This window comes from Klebsiella sp. D5A, assembly GCF_001620885.1.
In the GTDB taxonomy this organism is placed as follows: domain Bacteria; phylum Pseudomonadota; class Gammaproteobacteria; order Enterobacterales; family Enterobacteriaceae; genus Klebsiella; species Klebsiella variicola.
On record NZ_LOAR01000007.1, the window covers coordinates 292,126 to 308,273 of the forward strand.

Annotated in this window: 15 protein-coding genes; 6 read left to right on the forward strand and 9 right to left on the reverse strand. The window is 57.8% G+C overall.

Going from position 1 to position 16,148, the window contains the following annotated elements; translation table 11 throughout:
* Window positions 1–67: 67 nt before the first annotated feature.
* The 3 genes from dinF to AS136_RS12665 form a co-directional block, all read right to left on the reverse strand.
* The gene (dinF, locus tag AS136_RS12655) at window positions 68–1,384 is read right to left on the reverse strand and encodes an MATE family efflux transporter DinF (RefSeq protein ID WP_023323464.1); all 1,317 of its coding nucleotides are present in this window, start codon (window positions 1,382–1,384) and stop codon (window positions 68–70) included.
* A gap of 69 nt (window positions 1,385–1,453) precedes the next feature.
* Window positions 1,454–2,062, reverse strand: coding sequence for a transcriptional repressor LexA (gene lexA, locus AS136_RS12660; RefSeq protein ID WP_004206291.1), 609 nt, complete (start codon window positions 2,060–2,062; stop codon window positions 1,454–1,456).
* A gap of 122 nt (window positions 2,063–2,184) precedes the next feature.
* Window positions 2,185–2,553 (reverse strand): diacylglycerol kinase, encoded by a 369-nt coding sequence (locus tag AS136_RS12665; RefSeq protein ID WP_008807306.1) that lies wholly within the window; start codon window positions 2,551–2,553, stop codon window positions 2,185–2,187.
* Window positions 2,554–2,681: 128 nt separating this feature from the next.
* Between AS136_RS12665 and plsB the strand changes: the two genes are divergently transcribed.
* Window positions 2,682–5,105 (forward strand): glycerol-3-phosphate 1-O-acyltransferase PlsB, encoded by a 2,424-nt coding sequence (gene plsB, locus AS136_RS12670; RefSeq protein WP_008807307.1) that lies wholly within the window; start codon window positions 2,682–2,684, stop codon window positions 5,103–5,105.
* 57 nt (window positions 5,106–5,162) lie between these two features.
* Here plsB and ubiA read toward each other — a convergent pair whose 3' ends face one another.
* The 5 genes from ubiA to malK all read right to left on the reverse strand — a co-directional run bounded on the left by ubiA (window position 5,163) and on the right by malK (window position 10,255).
* The gene (gene ubiA / locus AS136_RS12675; protein WP_008807308.1) at window positions 5,163–6,029 is read right to left on the reverse strand and encodes a 4-hydroxybenzoate octaprenyltransferase; all 867 of its coding nucleotides are present in this window, start codon (window positions 6,027–6,029) and stop codon (window positions 5,163–5,165) included.
* A 12-nt stretch (window positions 6,030–6,041) separates the two neighbouring features.
* Window positions 6,042–6,539 carry a chorismate lyase gene (gene ubiC / locus AS136_RS12680; RefSeq protein ID WP_008807309.1) on the reverse strand — a complete coding sequence of 166 codons (498 nt, stop codon included), beginning with the start codon at window positions 6,537–6,539 and terminating at the stop codon, window positions 6,042–6,044.
* A 187-nt stretch (window positions 6,540–6,726) separates the two neighbouring features.
* Entirely contained in the window at window positions 6,727–7,656 is a 930-nt protein-coding gene (gene malM, locus AS136_RS12685) for a maltose operon protein MalM (RefSeq protein ID WP_023323463.1), read from the reverse strand.
* Between the two features lie 114 nt (window positions 7,657–7,770).
* Complete coding sequence (locus AS136_RS12690) at window positions 7,771–9,060, reverse strand: maltoporin (RefSeq protein ID WP_008807311.1); 1,290 nt, start codon at window positions 9,058–9,060, stop codon at window positions 7,771–7,773.
* An 85-nt stretch (window positions 9,061–9,145) separates the two neighbouring features.
* Window positions 9,146–10,255: a maltose/maltodextrin ABC transporter ATP-binding protein MalK gene (gene malK, locus AS136_RS12695; protein WP_008807312.1), complete on the reverse strand. Its 1,110-nt coding sequence runs from the start codon at window positions 10,253–10,255 to the stop codon at window positions 9,146–9,148.
* Between the two features lie 370 nt (window positions 10,256–10,625).
* On the opposite strand from malK, the gene malE reads away from it, so the two are divergent.
* The 3 genes from malE to malG all read left to right on the forward strand — a co-directional run bounded on the left by malE (window position 10,626) and on the right by malG (window position 14,383).
* Window positions 10,626–11,816, forward strand: coding sequence for a maltose/maltodextrin ABC transporter substrate-binding protein MalE (gene malE, locus AS136_RS12700; RefSeq protein ID WP_008807313.1), 1,191 nt, complete (start codon window positions 10,626–10,628; stop codon window positions 11,814–11,816).
* A 117-nt stretch (window positions 11,817–11,933) separates the two neighbouring features.
* Window positions 11,934–13,478, forward strand: coding sequence for a maltose ABC transporter permease MalF (malF, locus tag AS136_RS12705; RefSeq protein WP_008807314.1), 1,545 nt, complete (start codon window positions 11,934–11,936; stop codon window positions 13,476–13,478).
* A gap of 14 nt (window positions 13,479–13,492) precedes the next feature.
* A complete protein-coding gene (malG, locus tag AS136_RS12710; protein WP_002884725.1) occupies window positions 13,493–14,383 on the forward strand; it encodes a maltose ABC transporter permease MalG in 891 nt (296 codons plus the stop codon).
* 192 nt (window positions 14,384–14,575) lie between these two features.
* On the opposite strand, the gene psiE is transcribed toward malG, so the two are convergent.
* Window positions 14,576–14,986, reverse strand: coding sequence for a phosphate-starvation-inducible protein PsiE (gene psiE, locus AS136_RS12715; protein ID WP_004206282.1), 411 nt, complete (start codon window positions 14,984–14,986; stop codon window positions 14,576–14,578).
* A 144-nt stretch (window positions 14,987–15,130) separates the two neighbouring features.
* Here psiE and AS136_RS12720 point away from each other — a divergent pair, with 144 nt between their 5' ends.
* Both AS136_RS12720 and AS136_RS12725 read left to right on the forward strand, forming a co-directional pair.
* Window positions 15,131–15,640, forward strand: a complete 510-nt coding sequence (locus AS136_RS12720; protein WP_023323462.1) for a GNAT family N-acetyltransferase — start codon at window positions 15,131–15,133, stop codon at window positions 15,638–15,640.
* Window positions 15,641–15,648: 8 nt separating this feature from the next.
* The gene (locus AS136_RS12725; RefSeq protein WP_012543195.1) at window positions 15,649–16,104 is read left to right on the forward strand and encodes an acyltransferase; all 456 of its coding nucleotides are present in this window, start codon (window positions 15,649–15,651) and stop codon (window positions 16,102–16,104) included.
* The last annotated feature ends 44 nt before the right edge of the window (window positions 16,105–16,148 follow it).

Consider the following 16,148-nt stretch of genomic DNA (forward strand, 5'->3'; position numbering starts at 1 on the left):
CTGAGTTGCCCCGGTAAGCGGCGCGCAACCGCGGGAATTCATAGATGGCCGTGATGAACGGCAATGACTAGCTAAACCAGGTGCCGTGTCGCCAGTGGCGACGCCAGATCAGCGCCAGAGACAGGCCGCGCAGGGCGAGGAACACCGCCAGCGCCAGCCACAGACCGTGGTTACCGAGCAGCGGGACCGAAAGCAGCGTTACAGCAAACCCCGCCGCGGCGACCGCCATGCTGTTCCGCATCTCCGCGCCGCGTGTGGCGCCGATAAACATGCCGTCCAGCAGATAGCACCAGACGCCCACCACCGGCAGGATGGCCTGCCAGATCAGATAGCGATCGGCCAGCTGCTGCAGAGAAGGCAGCGAGGTTAACAACGCGATGATGTACTCCCCCGCCAGGCTATAAATCAGGGCAAACGCCAGCGCCACCATGCCAGACTGCCGGCAGGCCGCCCGCCAGACTTCCAGCAGCTGGCTACCGTCGCGGGCGCCGTAGGCCTGGCCGGAGTAGGCTTCCACGGCATAGGCAAAGCCATCCAGCGCATAGGCGGTAAAGGTCAGCATGGTCATCAGTACCGCATTGACCGCCACAATGTCGCTGCCCAGACGCGCGCCGTACACGGTCAGCGCGCCAAAGCACAGCTGTAGCAGCAGGGAACGCAGCATGATGTCCCGATTCAACGCCAGCAGACGGCGCAGATCCCCGCGCCAGGCGTTTTTCAGCATTGCCAGCGACACGCCGCGCAGCGTCAGCACCCGCTTCGCCATCATCAGGCCAATAATGAGAGTGGCATACTCCGCGGTGACCGTGGCCAGCGCCGCCCCCTGGACGTTCATCCGCAGGCCCATCACCAGCCACAGGTCGAGCACAATATTGAGCAGATTACCGACCACCAGCAGAATCACCGGCGCCCGGGCGTACTGGACTCCCAGCAGCCAGCCGAGCAGCACCAGATTGGCCAGCGAGGCGGGGGCGCTGAGCCAGCGGATTTCGAGAAACCGTCTCGCCTGCTCAAGCACCGCCTCACTGCCGCCGACAATATGCAGAGCGAGGTTAATCAGCGGCAGGCGAAACAGGATGATGAGAACCCCGGCGCCCAGCGCCAGAGCCAGCGGCTGCACCAGCGCCCGCGCCAGTCGCAGCGGATCTTTGGCACCCCAGGCCTGAGCGGTGAGCCCGGTGGTGCTCATGCGCAAAAACAGCAGCAGCATGAAGAGGAAACTGGTAGCCGTCGCCCCAACCGCGACGCCGCCGAGGTATACCGGGCTGTCAAGATGGCCGATCACCGCGGTATCCACCAGCCCCAGCAGCGGGACGGTGATATTGGAGAAAATCATCGGGATCGCAAGGCGCCACAGCGCTTTATCGGCAGCGTTGAGCAGCATGTTCGGAGACCTGATTGAGGACAAACGTCGCAGCGTCATGCATCAGATGACGCTGCGCAGGGGCAGGCGTTACAGCCATTCTCCATTACGGATCACGCCAACGGCCAGACCCTCAATGGTAAAACTCTGCTGACGCAGATCGACAACGATAGGGGTAAATTCGCTGTTTTCCGGCAACAGTTCGACGACGTTACCCTGCTTTTTCAGGCGCTTCACCGTCACTTCGTCGTCAATGCGCGCTACCACTACCTGGCCGTTACGCACGTCCTGGGTTTTGTGGACCGCCAGCAGATCGCCATCAAGGATACCGATGTCTTTCATCGACATGCCGCTGACGCGCAGCAGGAAATCCGCGTTGGGTTTAAACATCGACGGGTCGACCTGATAGTGCCCCTCAATGTGCTGCTGCGCCAGCAGCGGCTCGCCGGCGGCGACGCGGCCGATCAGCGGCAGGCCATGTTCTTCTTCCGTCAGCAGGCGGATACCGCGAGAAGCACCGGAGACGATCTCGATCGCGCCTTTACGCGCCAGCGCTTTCAGGTGTTCTTCCGCCGCGTTTGGGGAACGGAACCCCAAGCGCTGAGCAATTTCCGCACGCGTCGGCGGCATGCCCGTCTGGCTGATATGATCCCGAATGAGATCAAACACCTCTTGCTGCCTGGTCGTTAACGCTTTCATTCCGCCCCCTGGGTGTATATACAGTTATGCTGTGAGTATATACAGCTACCGGTGATTTTGGAACCACATGGCACACAAAAATCGGCAGATTGTTTATATTTTGCGAGGCTTAGCGAAGAACGTTAATGATAATGGCTCCACAGCAGCGTTCCCCAGGTGATCAGTGCGATGATAATCGCCAGCAGGACCGCCGCCGACCCCATGTCTTTGGCGCGCCCTGAAAGCTCATGATATTCCGAGCCTATACGGTCCACGACCGCCTCAATCGCGCTGTTGAGAATTTCGACTATCATCACTAGCAGGACCGACCCAATCAGCAATACGCGGGTAATGGCGTCGACGTCCAGCCAGCAGGCTATCGCGACGGCCACGATGGCGGCGATACCTTCCTGACGAAACGCGGCCTCGTTGATCCACGCTGCGCGAAATCCTTTCCAGGAGTAACCTGCCGCCTTAATGATTCGGGTTAACCCGGTGGTATTATTGGCCATCACAAAACCTTTTTACGTAAATGACGTCGATGAGTGTACGCGTTTGCCGCGTGGTAACGGAAATTTTGCCCACTTTCTGTTATTCTTGCCGCGCATTTGCATGATTAACCAGAGGCTTCACATCGTTTATGTCCGGCTGGCAACGAATTTACTATAAATTACTGAATTTACCATTACGGGTGCTGGTAAAAAGCAAGTCTATTCCGGCAGAGCCTGCCCAGGAATTAGGACTCGATACCTCGCGTCCGGTCATGTACGTCCTGCCCTATAATTCCAAGGCGGACCTGCTGACGCTGCGCGCCCAATGCCTGGCGCATGATTTACCCGATCCGCTTGAACCGCTGGAGATCGACGGCGCGCTGCTGCCGCGTTACGTATTCATCCACGGTGGGCCGCGCGTATTTACCTATTACACGCCAAAAGAAGAGTCCATCAAGCTGTTCCACGACTACCTCGATCTGCACCGCAACCATCCGGACCTCGATGTGCAAATGGTGCCGGTCTCGGTGATGTTCGGCCGCTCGCCGGGTCGTGAGAAAGGGGAAGTCAATCCGCCGCTGCGGATGCTGAACGGTATCCAGAAATTTTTCGCCGTCTCCTGGCTCGGCCGCGACAGTTTCGTGCGTTTCTCGCCTTCCGTGTCGCTGCGCCGCATGGCGGATGAGCACGGTACCGATAAGATCATCGCCCAGAAGCTGGCTCGCGTCGCCCGGATGCACTTTGCCCGCCAGCGCCTGGCCGCCGTCGGCCCGCGTCTGCCGGCCCGCCAGGATCTGTTTAATAAACTGCTGGCCTCGAAAGCGATTGCCCGCGCGGTGGAAGATGAAGCGCGCAGCAAGAAAATTTCGCATGAGAAGGCTCAGCAGAACGCTATCGCGCTGATGGAAGAGATTGCCGCGAACTTCTCGTACGAGATGATCCGCCTGACCGACCGCATTCTCGGCTTCACCTGGAACCGCCTGTACCAGGGGATCAACGTTCATAACGCCGAGCGCGTGCGCCAGCTGGCTCACGACGGCCATGAGATTGTCTATGTCCCCTGCCACCGCAGCCACATGGACTATCTGCTGCTCTCCTACGTCCTGTATCATCAGGGCCTGGTGCCACCGCATATCGCGGCGGGCATCAACCTCAACTTCTGGCCAGCCGGGCCGATCTTCCGCCGCCTGGGCGCGTTCTTCATCCGCCGCACCTTTAAGGGCAACAAGCTCTACTCCACGGTGTTCCGCGAATATCTTGGCGAGCTGTTCAGCCGCGGCTATTCCGTCGAGTATTTCGTCGAAGGCGGCCGCTCCCGTACCGGCCGTCTGCTCGATCCGAAGACCGGTACGCTGTCGATGACCATCCAGGCGATGCTGCGCGGCGGCACCCGGCCGATCACTCTGGTGCCTATCTACATCGGCTATGAACACGTGATGGAAGTAGGCACCTACGCTAAAGAGCTGCGCGGCGCCACCAAAGAGAAAGAGAGCCTGCCGCAGATGGTGCGTGGCTTGAGCAAGCTGCGCAACCTTGGCCAGGGCTATGTCAACTTCGGCGAACCACTGCCGCTGATGACCTACCTTAACCACCATGTGCCGGAGTGGCGGGAAGCCATCGACCCGATCGAAGCCATCCGCCCTTCCTGGCTGACGCCAACGGTGAACAACATCGCCGCTGACCTGATGGTGCGCATCAACAACGCCGGCGCGGCCAACGCCATGAACCTGTGCTGCACGGCGCTGCTGGCCTCGCGTCAGCGTTCACTGACCCGGGAGCAGCTCACCCAACAGCTGGAGTGCTACCTCGCGCTGCTGCGCAATGTGCCCTATTCGCCAGATGCGACGACACCTTCCGCTTCGGCCAGCGAGCTTATCGACCACGCGCTGCAAATGAACAAGTTCGAAGTGGAGAAGGACACCATCGGCGATATCATCATCCTGCCGCGCGAGCAGGCGGTGCTGATGACCTACTATCGCAACAACATCGCCCATATGCTGGTGATACCGTCGCTGTTAGCCGCCCTGGTGACTCAGCATCGTCAGCTCAGCCGCACCGAAGTGCTGCGCCATGTCGAAACGCTGTATCCGTTCCTCAAGGCCGAGCTGTTCCTGCGCTGGGAGAAAGCAGAGCTGGCCGGGGTGGTGGATGCATTGATTGCCGAGATGCTGCGTCAGGAGCTGATCGTCGTCGATGGCGAGGTGATGAGCCTCAATCCGTCGCACTCTCGCTCCCTGCAACTGCTGGCCGCGGGCGCGCGCGAGACGCTGCAGCGCTATGCCATCACCTTCTGGCTGCTGAGCGCCAACCCGTCGATCAACCGCAGTTCGCTGGAAAAAGAGAGTCGTACCGTGGCCCAGCGCCTGTCGGTGCTGCATGGCATTAACGCGCCGGAGTTCTTCGACAAAGCGGTGTTCAGCACCCTGGTGCTGACCCTGCGCGATGAAGGCTACATTAGCGACACCGGCGATGCCGAGCCGGAAGAGACCCTGAAGGTTTATCGGATGCTGGCGGACTTGATTACGTCGGATGTGCGGCTGACGATTGAAAGCGTCACGCAGGATGACGCGTAACGCGGCGGTTGCTGCCCTCACTTCCCCCCGCGATGCCGGGGGGAAGTAGACAGGGAGTTACAGGTAGCTCATCGCCAGGCCCAGGAACAGCACCAGCCCGACGTAGTTATTGTTCATAAACGCTTTGAAGCAGTTATCGCGCTCGCGATTGAAGATAAGCTTCTGCTGCCAGCCAAACAGACCTGCCGCGACAAACAACGACCAGTAGTATTCCCAGCCCAGCCCATTCAGCCAGCCCACCGCGCCCATCAGCGCCAGCACGGCCACCTGCAGGATACCGATAATCAGACGATCGTTTTCGCCGAACAGGATCGCCGTGGACTTGATGCCGATCTTCACGTCGTCATCGCGATCCACCATCGCATACTGGGTATCGTAGGCCACCGCCCACAGAATGTTGGCGAGGAACATCAGCCAACAGCTCAGCGGCAGCGATTCGCTAACGGCCGAGAAGGCCATCGGGATCGACCAGCCAAAGGCGGCCCCCAGCACCACCTGCGGCAGATGAGTGTAGCGCTTCATAAACGGGTAGACCCACGCCAGGGCCAGCGCCGCGACCGACAGCAGAATGGTCATGGTGTTGAGGGTGAGCACCAGCAGGAAGGAGAGCAACACCAGAACGATAAACAGCGTTCGCGCCTCTTTCTCGGTAACGTCGCCGCTCGGTAGCGGACGACGGGCGGTACGCTTTACGTGACCATCAAATTTTCGATCGGCATAGTCATTCACCACGCAGCCGGCGGCGCGCATCAGCCAGACGCCGGCGACGAATACCGCCAGGATCCACAGCGGCGGGACGCCCGGCGAGGCCACCCACAGCGCCCACAGCGTCGGCCACAGCAGCAGCAAAGCGCCGATCGGTTTGTCAGTGCGCATCAGGCGATGAAACGCCAACAGCTTATTCTGCGACAGACTCCACTCCATTTTTTCTTCCTCTTAGTACAACGGCGACGCAGGTAAAAACAGCTCGGTCAGCAGCAGGGGTTTGCCGCTCAGCCGCAGGCGGGAACGACGCCCCCACAGCGCTGCATCGCGACCAATTTCAATAAAATCGCGGGTTAATGTCGACGACGTGAACAGGTATCGGCCCAGCGGGATCTGCCCGAGCTGCTGTAGCGCCAGCTCCGGACCACACAGTGTCGACTCCGGCACCACCGTGCGCCCGGCCAGCCAGGGTTCGCCATCGGCATTGAGTATAATCTCCCGCAGCCAGTAGCGCGGCTCGTCAGGTAGCAGCGCCGCTTCGTCAGTCAGCGCCTCACGCTCAATATACCCTTCGTTAATCAGGGTCACGGTGACCTGCTTTCCTTGTTGCTCAAAGCGCTGGGTCATTGAGTCCTCCAGCAGCAGCCAGTCACTCAGGGGCGGCGCCAGGGATGGCATAACGGCAAAATAGCGCAGCGCACGCAGTCGCGTAAGCGCAGGATGGGACATGCCTGATTCTCCGGTACATAACGTGAAAGCATTGTATCGCAGAATAGGCGGTTGGTGGCGGGCAAACGTCAATATACGATCATTCACGCAACAGCCATGCAACAGGCTGCCGCGCGTGCAAAAAAAGGTGCATCCCGAAGGATGCACCTAAAGGCTGTGCCTAAACATCAGCATTGTGGGGAGACGATTACCCCTTGCCTTTTACACTGCTGATAAAGGTGGAACGAGCGGATTTCGAGCCGAGGCGCTCAGCTTCGTTCATCAATTTCAGGGCTTTGTCGATGTCACCTTGTTTCACCGCCTGCTTAATACCGTTGTTGAAGTAGGTTTCGGTATCGCTGAGCATCGGTTCGCTTTTGGCTGCCGGTGCAGCAGCAGCAGCGGCGGCTGGCGCGGCCACCGGCGCGGCGGTATTGCCTACGGTGACCGGACCCGGGCCGGCGGAGCCGAACAGCGGGCCCACCAGCACGCTGGAGGTGCTATTGGTTTTCACTTTCAGCTTCAGCACGCCATCGGTGGTATGTTTAGCGATCGGATCCGGGATATCCGGGGCCGCATTGCCGGCGCCTTTGGCATAGGCTTTCGCCGGATCCAGCAGGGTCGTGGTCTGCTGGAGATCTTTTTCAGTGGTAAACACCAGCACATAGAGTTTTTGCTGGCCCAGCGCCGGGGTCAGGCGCATCACGCCGCCCAGGCGGTCAGCGGTCATGACGCCCGGCTGCTGATAGGTAAAGTAGTTGCTGGGGAAGAACGCCGCTGGCGTCATGTTCTGATCCAGAATCAGCACGTTCGGCGCAAAAATCTGCTTATGTTTGTTCAGTTCGCTGTCGAGCGTCAGGGTCAGCTCACCGATATTGGCCGGTACGCTCCAGGCGGCGACCGGTCCGACGATCCCCGGGACATCCAGGCGTTGACCGCCGGTGGTTAAATCAACGCTCTGCGTCTTTGATTGATCGGCAGGCGTCCAGATCAGCTGCTGCAGCGCGCTGGCTGGAATAGACGGCGCGGCGCTGGTGTTTTGCGGTACAAAGTTAACATCGGCAAGGCTCATCCCCGGCACGCATGCCAACATCCCTGCGGATAAACACAGAGCGACGAGAGTTTTCTTCATTTTCATTCTTCTCACCTTGGATAGCATCGGTTTAGCGGTAGCCAGGCAATAGCGCGCTAACCCTGAATAGTCAGGAGGGGCTGACGCCCCTCCCAGGTTACACCCGTCCTGCGGACGGTATTACCACCACACTTCCATCTGGGCACCGAAGGTAACTTCGCTGTCGTCACCGCGGCTGGAGGTGTACATGCCGCTTCCGCTGCTGTCTTTGGTCTGCAGACCGGAGGCGTTGCTGTAACCCCAGTTTTCATCCCACTTCGCGTAGGTTGCGAAAATACGGATAGCCGGACGAGACCAGACGCTGTTGCCTGCCTGCCACTGTTGAGCCAGAGTAATTTTGTACTGGTTGTTGTTTTCGCTGGTACGCTGGGATTTCACGTTGTCGTAACCGATTTCCAGCTGGGTGCTCATGATCGGCGTCCATTTGTACATCGGACGGACACCCACGGTGTACCAGGTCGAACCGTTTTTGCTGTCCAGGTCCACGTCCTGGTACATTGCCACGTACATCAGGCCCCAGTCATCGTTGAAGTCCATCGCACCGTGATCCAGAACGCGGATCATGCTGCCGTTGTTATCGATGCTGGTCCCTTGAGAGTGGCCGCTGTTCCAGGAGGTCATTGCGTCGGTCGCGTACTGAACGACAAACTTGTTGAAGCCGCCCCAGATGGACTGAGTATGTTCACCGGTCCACATCCAGCCGTCTTTCGACGCGCCGTCTTCCAGGCGGTAGTCATCCTGCGGGTTCGCGCGGCCGTAATCGACGCCTAACTCCAGCACGCCGCCCGGGTTGGTTTCCAGGCCCGCCAGACGGATGTCAAAGACGTCGTTGGCCGTTTTCGCTGCATATTTTTTGGTGTCATCGCTGGAGAAGGTATAAGAACCGCCGCTTTCTGAGTTACGGGTAGCGGCCAGAGAGAGCTTACCGAAGCCAAGGTCAACGTTTTCCAGACCTGCACCCGGGCCGGAGATATCCCAGTAGTAGAAGTCGATCATGTGAACGTCATGACGCTGATAGAAGCGTTTACCCGCCCACAGCGTGGAGCCCGGCAGCCAGTCGATCAGGTTTTTACCCTGGATGTTGGCTTCACGGAACGCCGGAGAGGTGCTTTCCCAGTCATCTTCCTGATTCACGGAATAGGCAACGTTAGTATCGAAATAAAAACTCTTATCCCCTTCTTTCCACAGTTCCTGGCCCAGCTTCAGTTCCGCATAGGTTTCACATTCGTTACCAAGACGGTATTTACTTTGAGCACCGGTCGCTTTGAAGCACTGTTGCTCGCCGCCGCTGCCAGTCCAGCCAATGCCGGAACGCGCGTAGCCATGGAAATCGACAGCCAGCGCCTGAGCAGACATTACGCCTGCTGCGACGGCGACCGCCAGAGGAAGTTTGCGCAGAGTAATCATCATTCTATCTCCTGAGATCATTGCTTTTCTTTGAACGCTTCGCCGGTGTACCGCCTGCCGGGTTCGCGCCTTTTTTTAATGGGAAGCCTTACACGCCCGGCTCTTTATGCAGCCGACGACAAGCGGTGCCATCCTCACGGAATAAGTGGCAACGTTCTGGCGGCAAACCGATGGCGAATGTGGCTCCCTCTTCTACCAACACCACGTCGTTCTGGCGGTAAACCAGGTTCTGACGGATGGCGGGGATCTGGATATGAATTTGCGTTTCATGACCGAGCTGTTCGACGACCTGAACCTCGCCTTCGAGGGTCACATCGGCGATATCGCTGGGCAGTAAATGCTCCGGGCGGATACCTAAGGACATGTTGGCACCCACCTGAACGTTGGCGCTGTCCACCGGCAGCCAGACTTGCTGACGGTTCGGCAGTTCTACCTGCACCTGATCGATAGCCGTCGCCGTGACTTTGACCGGCAGGAAGTTCATCTTCGGCGAACCGATAAAGCCAGCAACGAAGCGGTCAGCCGGATAGTGATAGAGCTCCAGCGGTTTCCCGACCTGCGCCACACGGCCGGCGTCCAGAACCACGATCTTGTCGGCGAGGGTCATCGCTTCCACCTGATCGTGGGTGACATAAATCATGGTGCGGGCCAGTCGCTTATGCAGACGGGAGATCTCGATACGCATCTGGACGCGCAGGGCGGCATCCAGGTTAGAGAGCGGTTCATCCAGCAGGAAGACGCTTGGCTCTGCCACCAGCGTACGACCGATCGCCACACGCTGGCGCTGACCACCGGAAAGCGCTTTCGGTTTACGCTCCAGGAGATGCGCCAGCTGTAAGACCTCAGCCACCTGAGTCACACGCTGGTTAATAACCTCTTTTTTCGCGCCGGCCAGCTTGAGGCCGAAAGACATATTTTCGGCAACGGAAAGATGGGGATAAAGCGCATATGACTGGAATACCATGCCGATGCCGCGTTCGGCTGGCGGCACGTCGTTCATCCGGGTATCGCCAATAAACAGATCGCCGCTGGTGACGGTTTCCAGTCCGGCAATCATACGCAGCAGGGTGGATTTGCCGCAGCCCGACGGTCCAACAAACACGACGAACTCCCCATCCTGGATCTCGAGATTGATATCTTTAGATACCACCACGTCGCCCCAGGCTTTCGTTACATTTCGCAGCTGTACGCTCGCCATGCCCTTCTCCCTTCGTTACAACCTGTCACTTAAAGACACATTCAAGATGGGTCGACTATGCGGCATTCCTTAGGCTGGCAAATCCTCCACCCCCCGGCTTTTTTATGGGGGAGGAGATGGGAGGATGAGAGATTGCCTCTCGCCGCGGGGGATGGCGGACGCAGCGTGATTTCGTGATGGGGACGACAAAATTGGGCACTTTTTTCTGTGCTCCAGGACGCAATACGGCCGTTTTTGCAATGGAGATCACACAACCAGCGGGTGGGGCGTAGACCTGGGGAGGATGGAAAGGGGTTGTTAAAAAAGGAAACTCATCATCGTTAAGCCACCGAAGTGTATCCACGAGTACATCACCAAATAGGACGGGTATATGAAAATCAAAACTGGCGCTCGCATCCTCGCGCTGTCAGCACTGACCACGATGATGTTTTCCGCCTCTGCCCTCGCAAAAATTGAAGAAGGTAAGCTGGTTATCTGGATTAACGGCGACAAAGGCTATAACGGCCTCGCTGAAGTGGGTAAAAAGTTTGAAAAAGACACCGGCATTAAAGTTTCCGTAGAGCATCCGGACAAGCTGGAAGAGAAGTTCCCGCAGGTTGCGGCGACCGGCGACGGCCCGGACATCATCTTCTGGGCGCATGACCGTTTCGGCGGCTACGCGCAGTCCGGCCTGCTGGCTGAAATCACCCCGGACAAAGCGTTCCAGGACAAACTCTATCCCTTCACCTGGGATGCCGTGCGCTTTAACGGCAAACTGATCGCCTATCCGGTGGCGGTTGAAGCCCTGTCCCTGATTTATAACAAGGACCTGGTGCCGAACCCGCCGAAAACCTGGGAAGAGATCCCGGCGCTGGATAAAGCGCTGAAAGCGAAAGGTAAGAGCGCGCTGATGTTCAACCTGCAAGAACCGTACTTCACCTGGCCGCTGATCGCTGCCGACGGCGGGTACGCCTTCAAGTTCGAAAACGGCAAATATGACGTGAAAAACGTCGGCGTAGACAGCGCAGGCGCGAAAGCGGGTCTCACCTTCCTGGTTGACCTGATCAAGAACAAGCACATGAATGCCGACACGGATTACTCCATCGCGGAAGCCGCCTTCAACAAAGGCGAAACCGCCATGACCATCAACGGTCCGTGGGCGTGGTCTAACATTGATAAGAGCAAGGTTAATTACGGCGTCGCCCTGCTGCCGACCTTTAAAGGCAAACCATCGAAACCGTTCGTTGGCGTGCTGAGCGCCGGTATCAACGCCGCCAGCCCGAACAAAGAGCTGGCGAAAGAGTTCCTCGAAAACTACCTGATGACCGATCAGGGTCTGGAAGCGGTTAACAACGACAAACCGCTGGGTGCTGTCGCGCTGAAATCCTTCCAGGAGAAACTGGAAAAAGATCCGCGCATCGCCGCCACCATGGCGAACGCCCAGAATGGCGAAATCATGCCTAACATCCCGCAGATGTCTGCCTTCTGGTATGCCGTTCGTACCGCGGTAATCAACGCCGCCAGCGGTCGCCAGACGGTCGATGCTGCACTGAAGGATGCACAGAGCCGTATCACCAAGTAAGAAAACGGCGGGTGGCGCTTGCGCTTACCCGCCCTACCACTACGGCTCGGGCCGTAGGTCAGGTAAGCGAAGCGCCGCCTGACAAATAAGTTTTCACCGCTGTAGAGGATGATCCCCATGGATGCCGTTAAAAAGAAACACTGGTGGCAAAGTCCGCAACTCACATGGTCTGTGATTGGCTTACTGTGCCTGCTGGTGGGTTACCTTGTTGTTTTGATGTACGCCCAGGGGGAGTACCTGTTCGCCATCATGACGCTGATTTTAAGCTCAGTTGGCCTGTATATTTTCGCTAATCGCAAGGCTTATGCCTGGCGCTATGTCTATCCCGGCCTCGCCGGCATGGGTCTGTTCGTCCTGTTTCCGCTGATCTGTACCATTGCCATCGCCTTCACTAACTACAGCAGCACCAACCAGCTGACCTTTGAACGTGCGCAGCAGGTGCTGATGGATCGCTCTTTCCAGGCTGGCAAAGCCTATAACTTCACGCTGATCCCGGCGGGGGACGAGTGGAAACTGGCCCTGACCGACGGCGAGAGCGGTAAAAACTACCTTTCCGACGCTTTTAAATTCGGCGGTGAGCAGAAGCTGGCGTTAAAAGAAACCGATGCCCTGCCGGAAGGCGAGCGCGTCAGCCTGCGCGTCATTACCCAGAACCGCACCGCGCTGAACCAACTGACCGCGGTGCTGCCGGATGACAGCAAAGTGATCATGAGCTCGCTGCGTCAGTTCTCTGGCACTCAACCGCTGTATACGCTTAGCGAAGATGGGGTGCTGACCAACAATCAGACCCACGTTAAATACCGCCCGAACAATGACGTAGGCTTCTACCAGGCGATTAACGCCGACGGCAGCTGGGGCACTGAAAAGCTGAGCCCGGGCTACACCGTGACGATCGGCTGGGATAACTTCACTCGCGTCTTCCAGGACGAAGGTATCCAGAAACCGTTCTTCGCTATTTTCGTCTGGACCGTGGTGTTCTCGGTGCTGACGGTGATTTTGACCGTAGCCGTGGGAATGGTGCTGGCTTGTCTGGTGCAGTGGGAAGCACTGAAAGGCAAAGCAATTTACCGCGTCCTGTTGATTCTGCCGTATGCCGTACCGTCGTTTATTTCGATTCTGATTTTCAAAGGGCTGTTCAACCAGAGCTTTGGTGAAATCAATATGATGCTCAGCGCGCTGTTCGGCATTAAGCCGGCCTGGTTTAGCGACCCGACCACCGCGCGCACCATGATCATCATCGTCAATACCTGGCTGGGCTATCCGTACATGATGATCCTGTGCATGGGGTTGCTGAAGGCGATTCCGGACGATCTGTACGAAGCGTCGGCGATGGATGGCGCCGGTCCGTTCCAGAACTTCTTTAAAATTACGCTGCCGCTGCTGATCAAACCGCTGACACCGCTGATGATCGCCAGCTTCGCCTTTAACTTTAACAACTTCGTGCTGATTCAGCTGTTGACCAACGGTGGTCCGGACCGTCTCGGCACCACCACCCCGGCCGGTTATACCGACCTGCTGGTGAGCTACACCTATCGCATCGCCTTTGAAGGCGGCGGCGGTCAGGACTTCGGCCTGGCGGCGGCTATCGCAACGCTTATCTTCCTGCTGGTTGGCGCGTTAGCGATTGTGAATCTGAAAGCCACACGCATGAAGTTTGATTAAGGGAGATAACGATAATGGCTATGGTCCAACCCAAATCTCAAAAGCTGCGTCTCTTTACTACGCATCTCCTGCTACTGATTTTTATCGCGGCGATTATGTTTCCGCTGCTGATGGTTATCGCCATCTCGCTGCGCGAGGGTAACTTCGCCACCGGCAGCCTGATCCCGGATACCATCTCCTGGGAACACTGGCGTCTGGCGTTAGGCTTCAGCGTCGAACACGCCGATGGCCGCGTCACGCCGCCGCCGTTCCCGGTGCTGCTGTGGCTGTGGAACTCGATTAAAGTCGCCGGCATTACCGCGATCGGTATCGTCGCCCTCTCCACCACCTGCGCCTACGCTTTTGCCCGTATGCGCTTCCCGGGGAAAGCGACGCTGCTGAAAGGGATGCTGATTTTCCAGATGTTCCCGGCGGTGCTGTCGCTGGTGGCTCTGTATGCGTTGTTTGACCGCCTGGGCCAGTACATCCCGTTCGTCGGCCTCAACACCCACGGCGGCGTGATCTTCGCTTATATGGGCGGTATCGCGCTGCACGTCTGGACGATTAAAGGCTACTTCGAAACCATCGATGGTTCGCTGGAAGAAGCGGCGGCGCTGGATGGCGCGACCCCATGGCAGGCCTTCCGCCTCGTGCTGCTGCCGCTGTCGGTGCCGATTCTGGCGGTGGTGTTTATTCTGTCGTTCATCGCAGCCATCACCGAAGTGCCCGTCGCCTCGCTGCTGCTGCGCGATGTGAACAGCTATACCCTGGCGGTAGGTATGCAACAGTATCTCAACCCGCAGAACTATCTGTGGGGCGACTTCGCCGCTGCGGCGGTGCTCTCCGCCATCCCGATCACGGTCGTCTTCCTGCTGGCGCAGCGCTGGCTGGTTAACGGCCTGACGGCGGGTGGGGTGAAAGGTTAAGTTTTTTTGTAACACCGGCCCCAAATTTCAGATGAGGGCCGACGGTCTAGCCGCAATACACGACCCCAACCGGGTATTGTCGCCGTCGCCCTCAGCTGAAAAAGTAAGGCCAATGCCACTGCTATCCTCAACTGGACCCTACATAAATTTTATTTGTGACTGTTGGTCAGCGGCCCTGGAGGCCGCTTTTTTTTATTCGCGTTTCAGGCGATTGGAGTTACACAGCCAGAGCGTAATCACCAGGATCAGGATCGCAGCAGAGTAAATCAGCACCGCCATCGGCGACTCATGGTCGATGATAATCAGGCGCACAATCGCGGTGATGCCGATATAGACGAAATAGCGCAGCGGGAAGTGGAACCCCGACTGAAAATACTTGACGATCAGCGCGATAAACTCGAAGTAGAGGAAGTAGACCACCAGACCTTCCACCAGCCGGTACTTACTGGTCGGCTCCGGGGTAAAGAGGACATCGGCCAGATGCAGCGTCTCTTTCCCGAGGAAGACGATCAAAATAATCCCCAGGCACAGCAGCCCAAGATTCAAAACCGTTTGCATCGCGGTGGCGATAAAATTCACCAGCGGACGATAAACCGACGACATAAATACCCCTCATCATTATGCTTCTTTGAGACCTGTATAACGCAAAAATGTGATCCAGATCGACATTATTCGCTAACTTTTTGCCACCACCGGCGAAGATGTAACAATCACAGCCCAGACGGACGGGTTAAAAAGGAAACAACCATGCTGAAGATTCGTACCGCACGCGCAGAGGATGCGGCTTTACTCAATGAAATGGGCAATGCCAGCTATCGCCATCACTTTGCTCACCTCTGGCATAACGCCGACGAGCTGGCGTGCTACCTGCAACAAGAGTATTCCCTGGCCTCGCTGCAACGCAGCCTGACCGATTCCCAGTGCTGTTGGTTGATTGCTGAAGCCCCCCACCCTGTCGGCTTTGCGAAATACGCCTGTCGTCAGGCGATAAGTCCTGAAGGTCCGTCCGGTACGCTGTTGCATAAGCTCTATCTGCTGCCTGACACAACGGGCCGACGCTACGGCGAGCAGATATTTCGCGCCGTCGAGGCGAGAGCAAAAGCGGCCGGTGAACGCTGGCTGTGGCTGGAAGTGCTCGCCGATAACCCCGCTGCGCGCCGCTTTTACGAACGTCAGGGCATGCAGCACGTGAAAGATGTCGCATTTCATTCCACCAGCCAGCAAAGCACCTTACATATTCTGGCCAAACCGATCTGAGAGGCACTATGCATACCCTTCGGGAAACGGCGATCCGCAACGTCACCAGCGGTGAGAACGTGGTGATCTACCAGCCCGCCAACCTGTACGACTGTGTCCTTGGCGATAACGTCTTCGTCGGGCCGTTCGTTGAGATCCAGGGGAATACCCGCATTGGCGCGAACAGTAAAATTCAGTCCCATACCTTTATCTGCGAGTACGTCACCATCGGCCAGCGCTGCTTTATCGGTCACGGCGTGATGTTTGCCAACGACCTGTTTCGCGAGGGTAAACCAAACGCCGACCGCGCCAGCTGGGGGCGAATTGAGATTGGCGATGACGTGTCGATCGGCAGCGGCGCCACGATTCTGGCCGTCAGCATCTGCGACGGCGTGGTGATTGGCGCGGGCAGCGTGGTGACGAAGTCCATTACCGAGAAAGGGGTGTGGGCGGGAAATCCAGCCCGCCTGCTGCGGCGGCTGTAAAAAAAATGCCGACCTAAGGGTCGGCATTGCGTCTTAGCTGCGCA

Excerpts from the sequence above, each read along its gene's own strand:
- malG (WP_002884725.1), top strand. The coding sequence starts at position 13,493 with ATGGCTATGGTCCAACCCAAATCTCAAAAGCTGCGTCTCTTTACTACG.
- malK (WP_008807312.1), bottom strand. The coding sequence starts at position 10,255 with ATGGCGAGCGTACAGCTGCGAAATGTAACGAAAGCCTGGGGCGACGTG.
- ubiA (WP_008807308.1), bottom strand. The coding sequence starts at position 6,029 with ATGGAGTGGAGTCTGTCGCAGAATAAGCTGTTGGCGTTTCATCGCCTG.
- malF (WP_008807314.1), top strand. The coding sequence starts at position 11,934 with ATGGATGCCGTTAAAAAGAAACACTGGTGGCAAAGTCCGCAACTCACA.
- ubiC (WP_008807309.1), bottom strand. The coding sequence starts at position 6,539 with ATGTCCCATCCTGCGCTTACGCGACTGCGTGCGCTGCGCTATTTTGCC.
- AS136_RS12720 (WP_023323462.1), top strand. The coding sequence starts at position 15,131 with ATGCTGAAGATTCGTACCGCACGCGCAGAGGATGCGGCTTTACTCAAT.
- malE (WP_008807313.1), top strand. The coding sequence starts at position 10,626 with ATGAAAATCAAAACTGGCGCTCGCATCCTCGCGCTGTCAGCACTGACC.
- plsB (WP_008807307.1), top strand. The coding sequence starts at position 2,682 with ATGTCCGGCTGGCAACGAATTTACTATAAATTACTGAATTTACCATTA.
- AS136_RS12725 (WP_012543195.1), top strand. The coding sequence starts at position 15,649 with ATGCATACCCTTCGGGAAACGGCGATCCGCAACGTCACCAGCGGTGAG.
- lexA (WP_004206291.1), bottom strand. The coding sequence starts at position 2,062 with ATGAAAGCGTTAACGACCAGGCAGCAAGAGGTGTTTGATCTCATTCGG.
- AS136_RS12665 (WP_008807306.1), bottom strand. The coding sequence starts at position 2,553 with ATGGCCAATAATACCACCGGGTTAACCCGAATCATTAAGGCGGCAGGT.
- malM (WP_023323463.1), bottom strand. The coding sequence starts at position 7,656 with ATGAAAATGAAGAAAACTCTCGTCGCTCTGTGTTTATCCGCAGGGATG.
- psiE (WP_004206282.1), bottom strand. The coding sequence starts at position 14,986 with ATGTCGTCGGTTTATCGTCCGCTGGTGAATTTTATCGCCACCGCGATG.
- AS136_RS12690 (WP_008807311.1), bottom strand. The coding sequence starts at position 9,060 with ATGATGATTACTCTGCGCAAACTTCCTCTGGCGGTCGCCGTCGCAGCA.
- dinF (WP_023323464.1), bottom strand. The coding sequence starts at position 1,384 with ATGCTGCTCAACGCTGCCGATAAAGCGCTGTGGCGCCTTGCGATCCCG.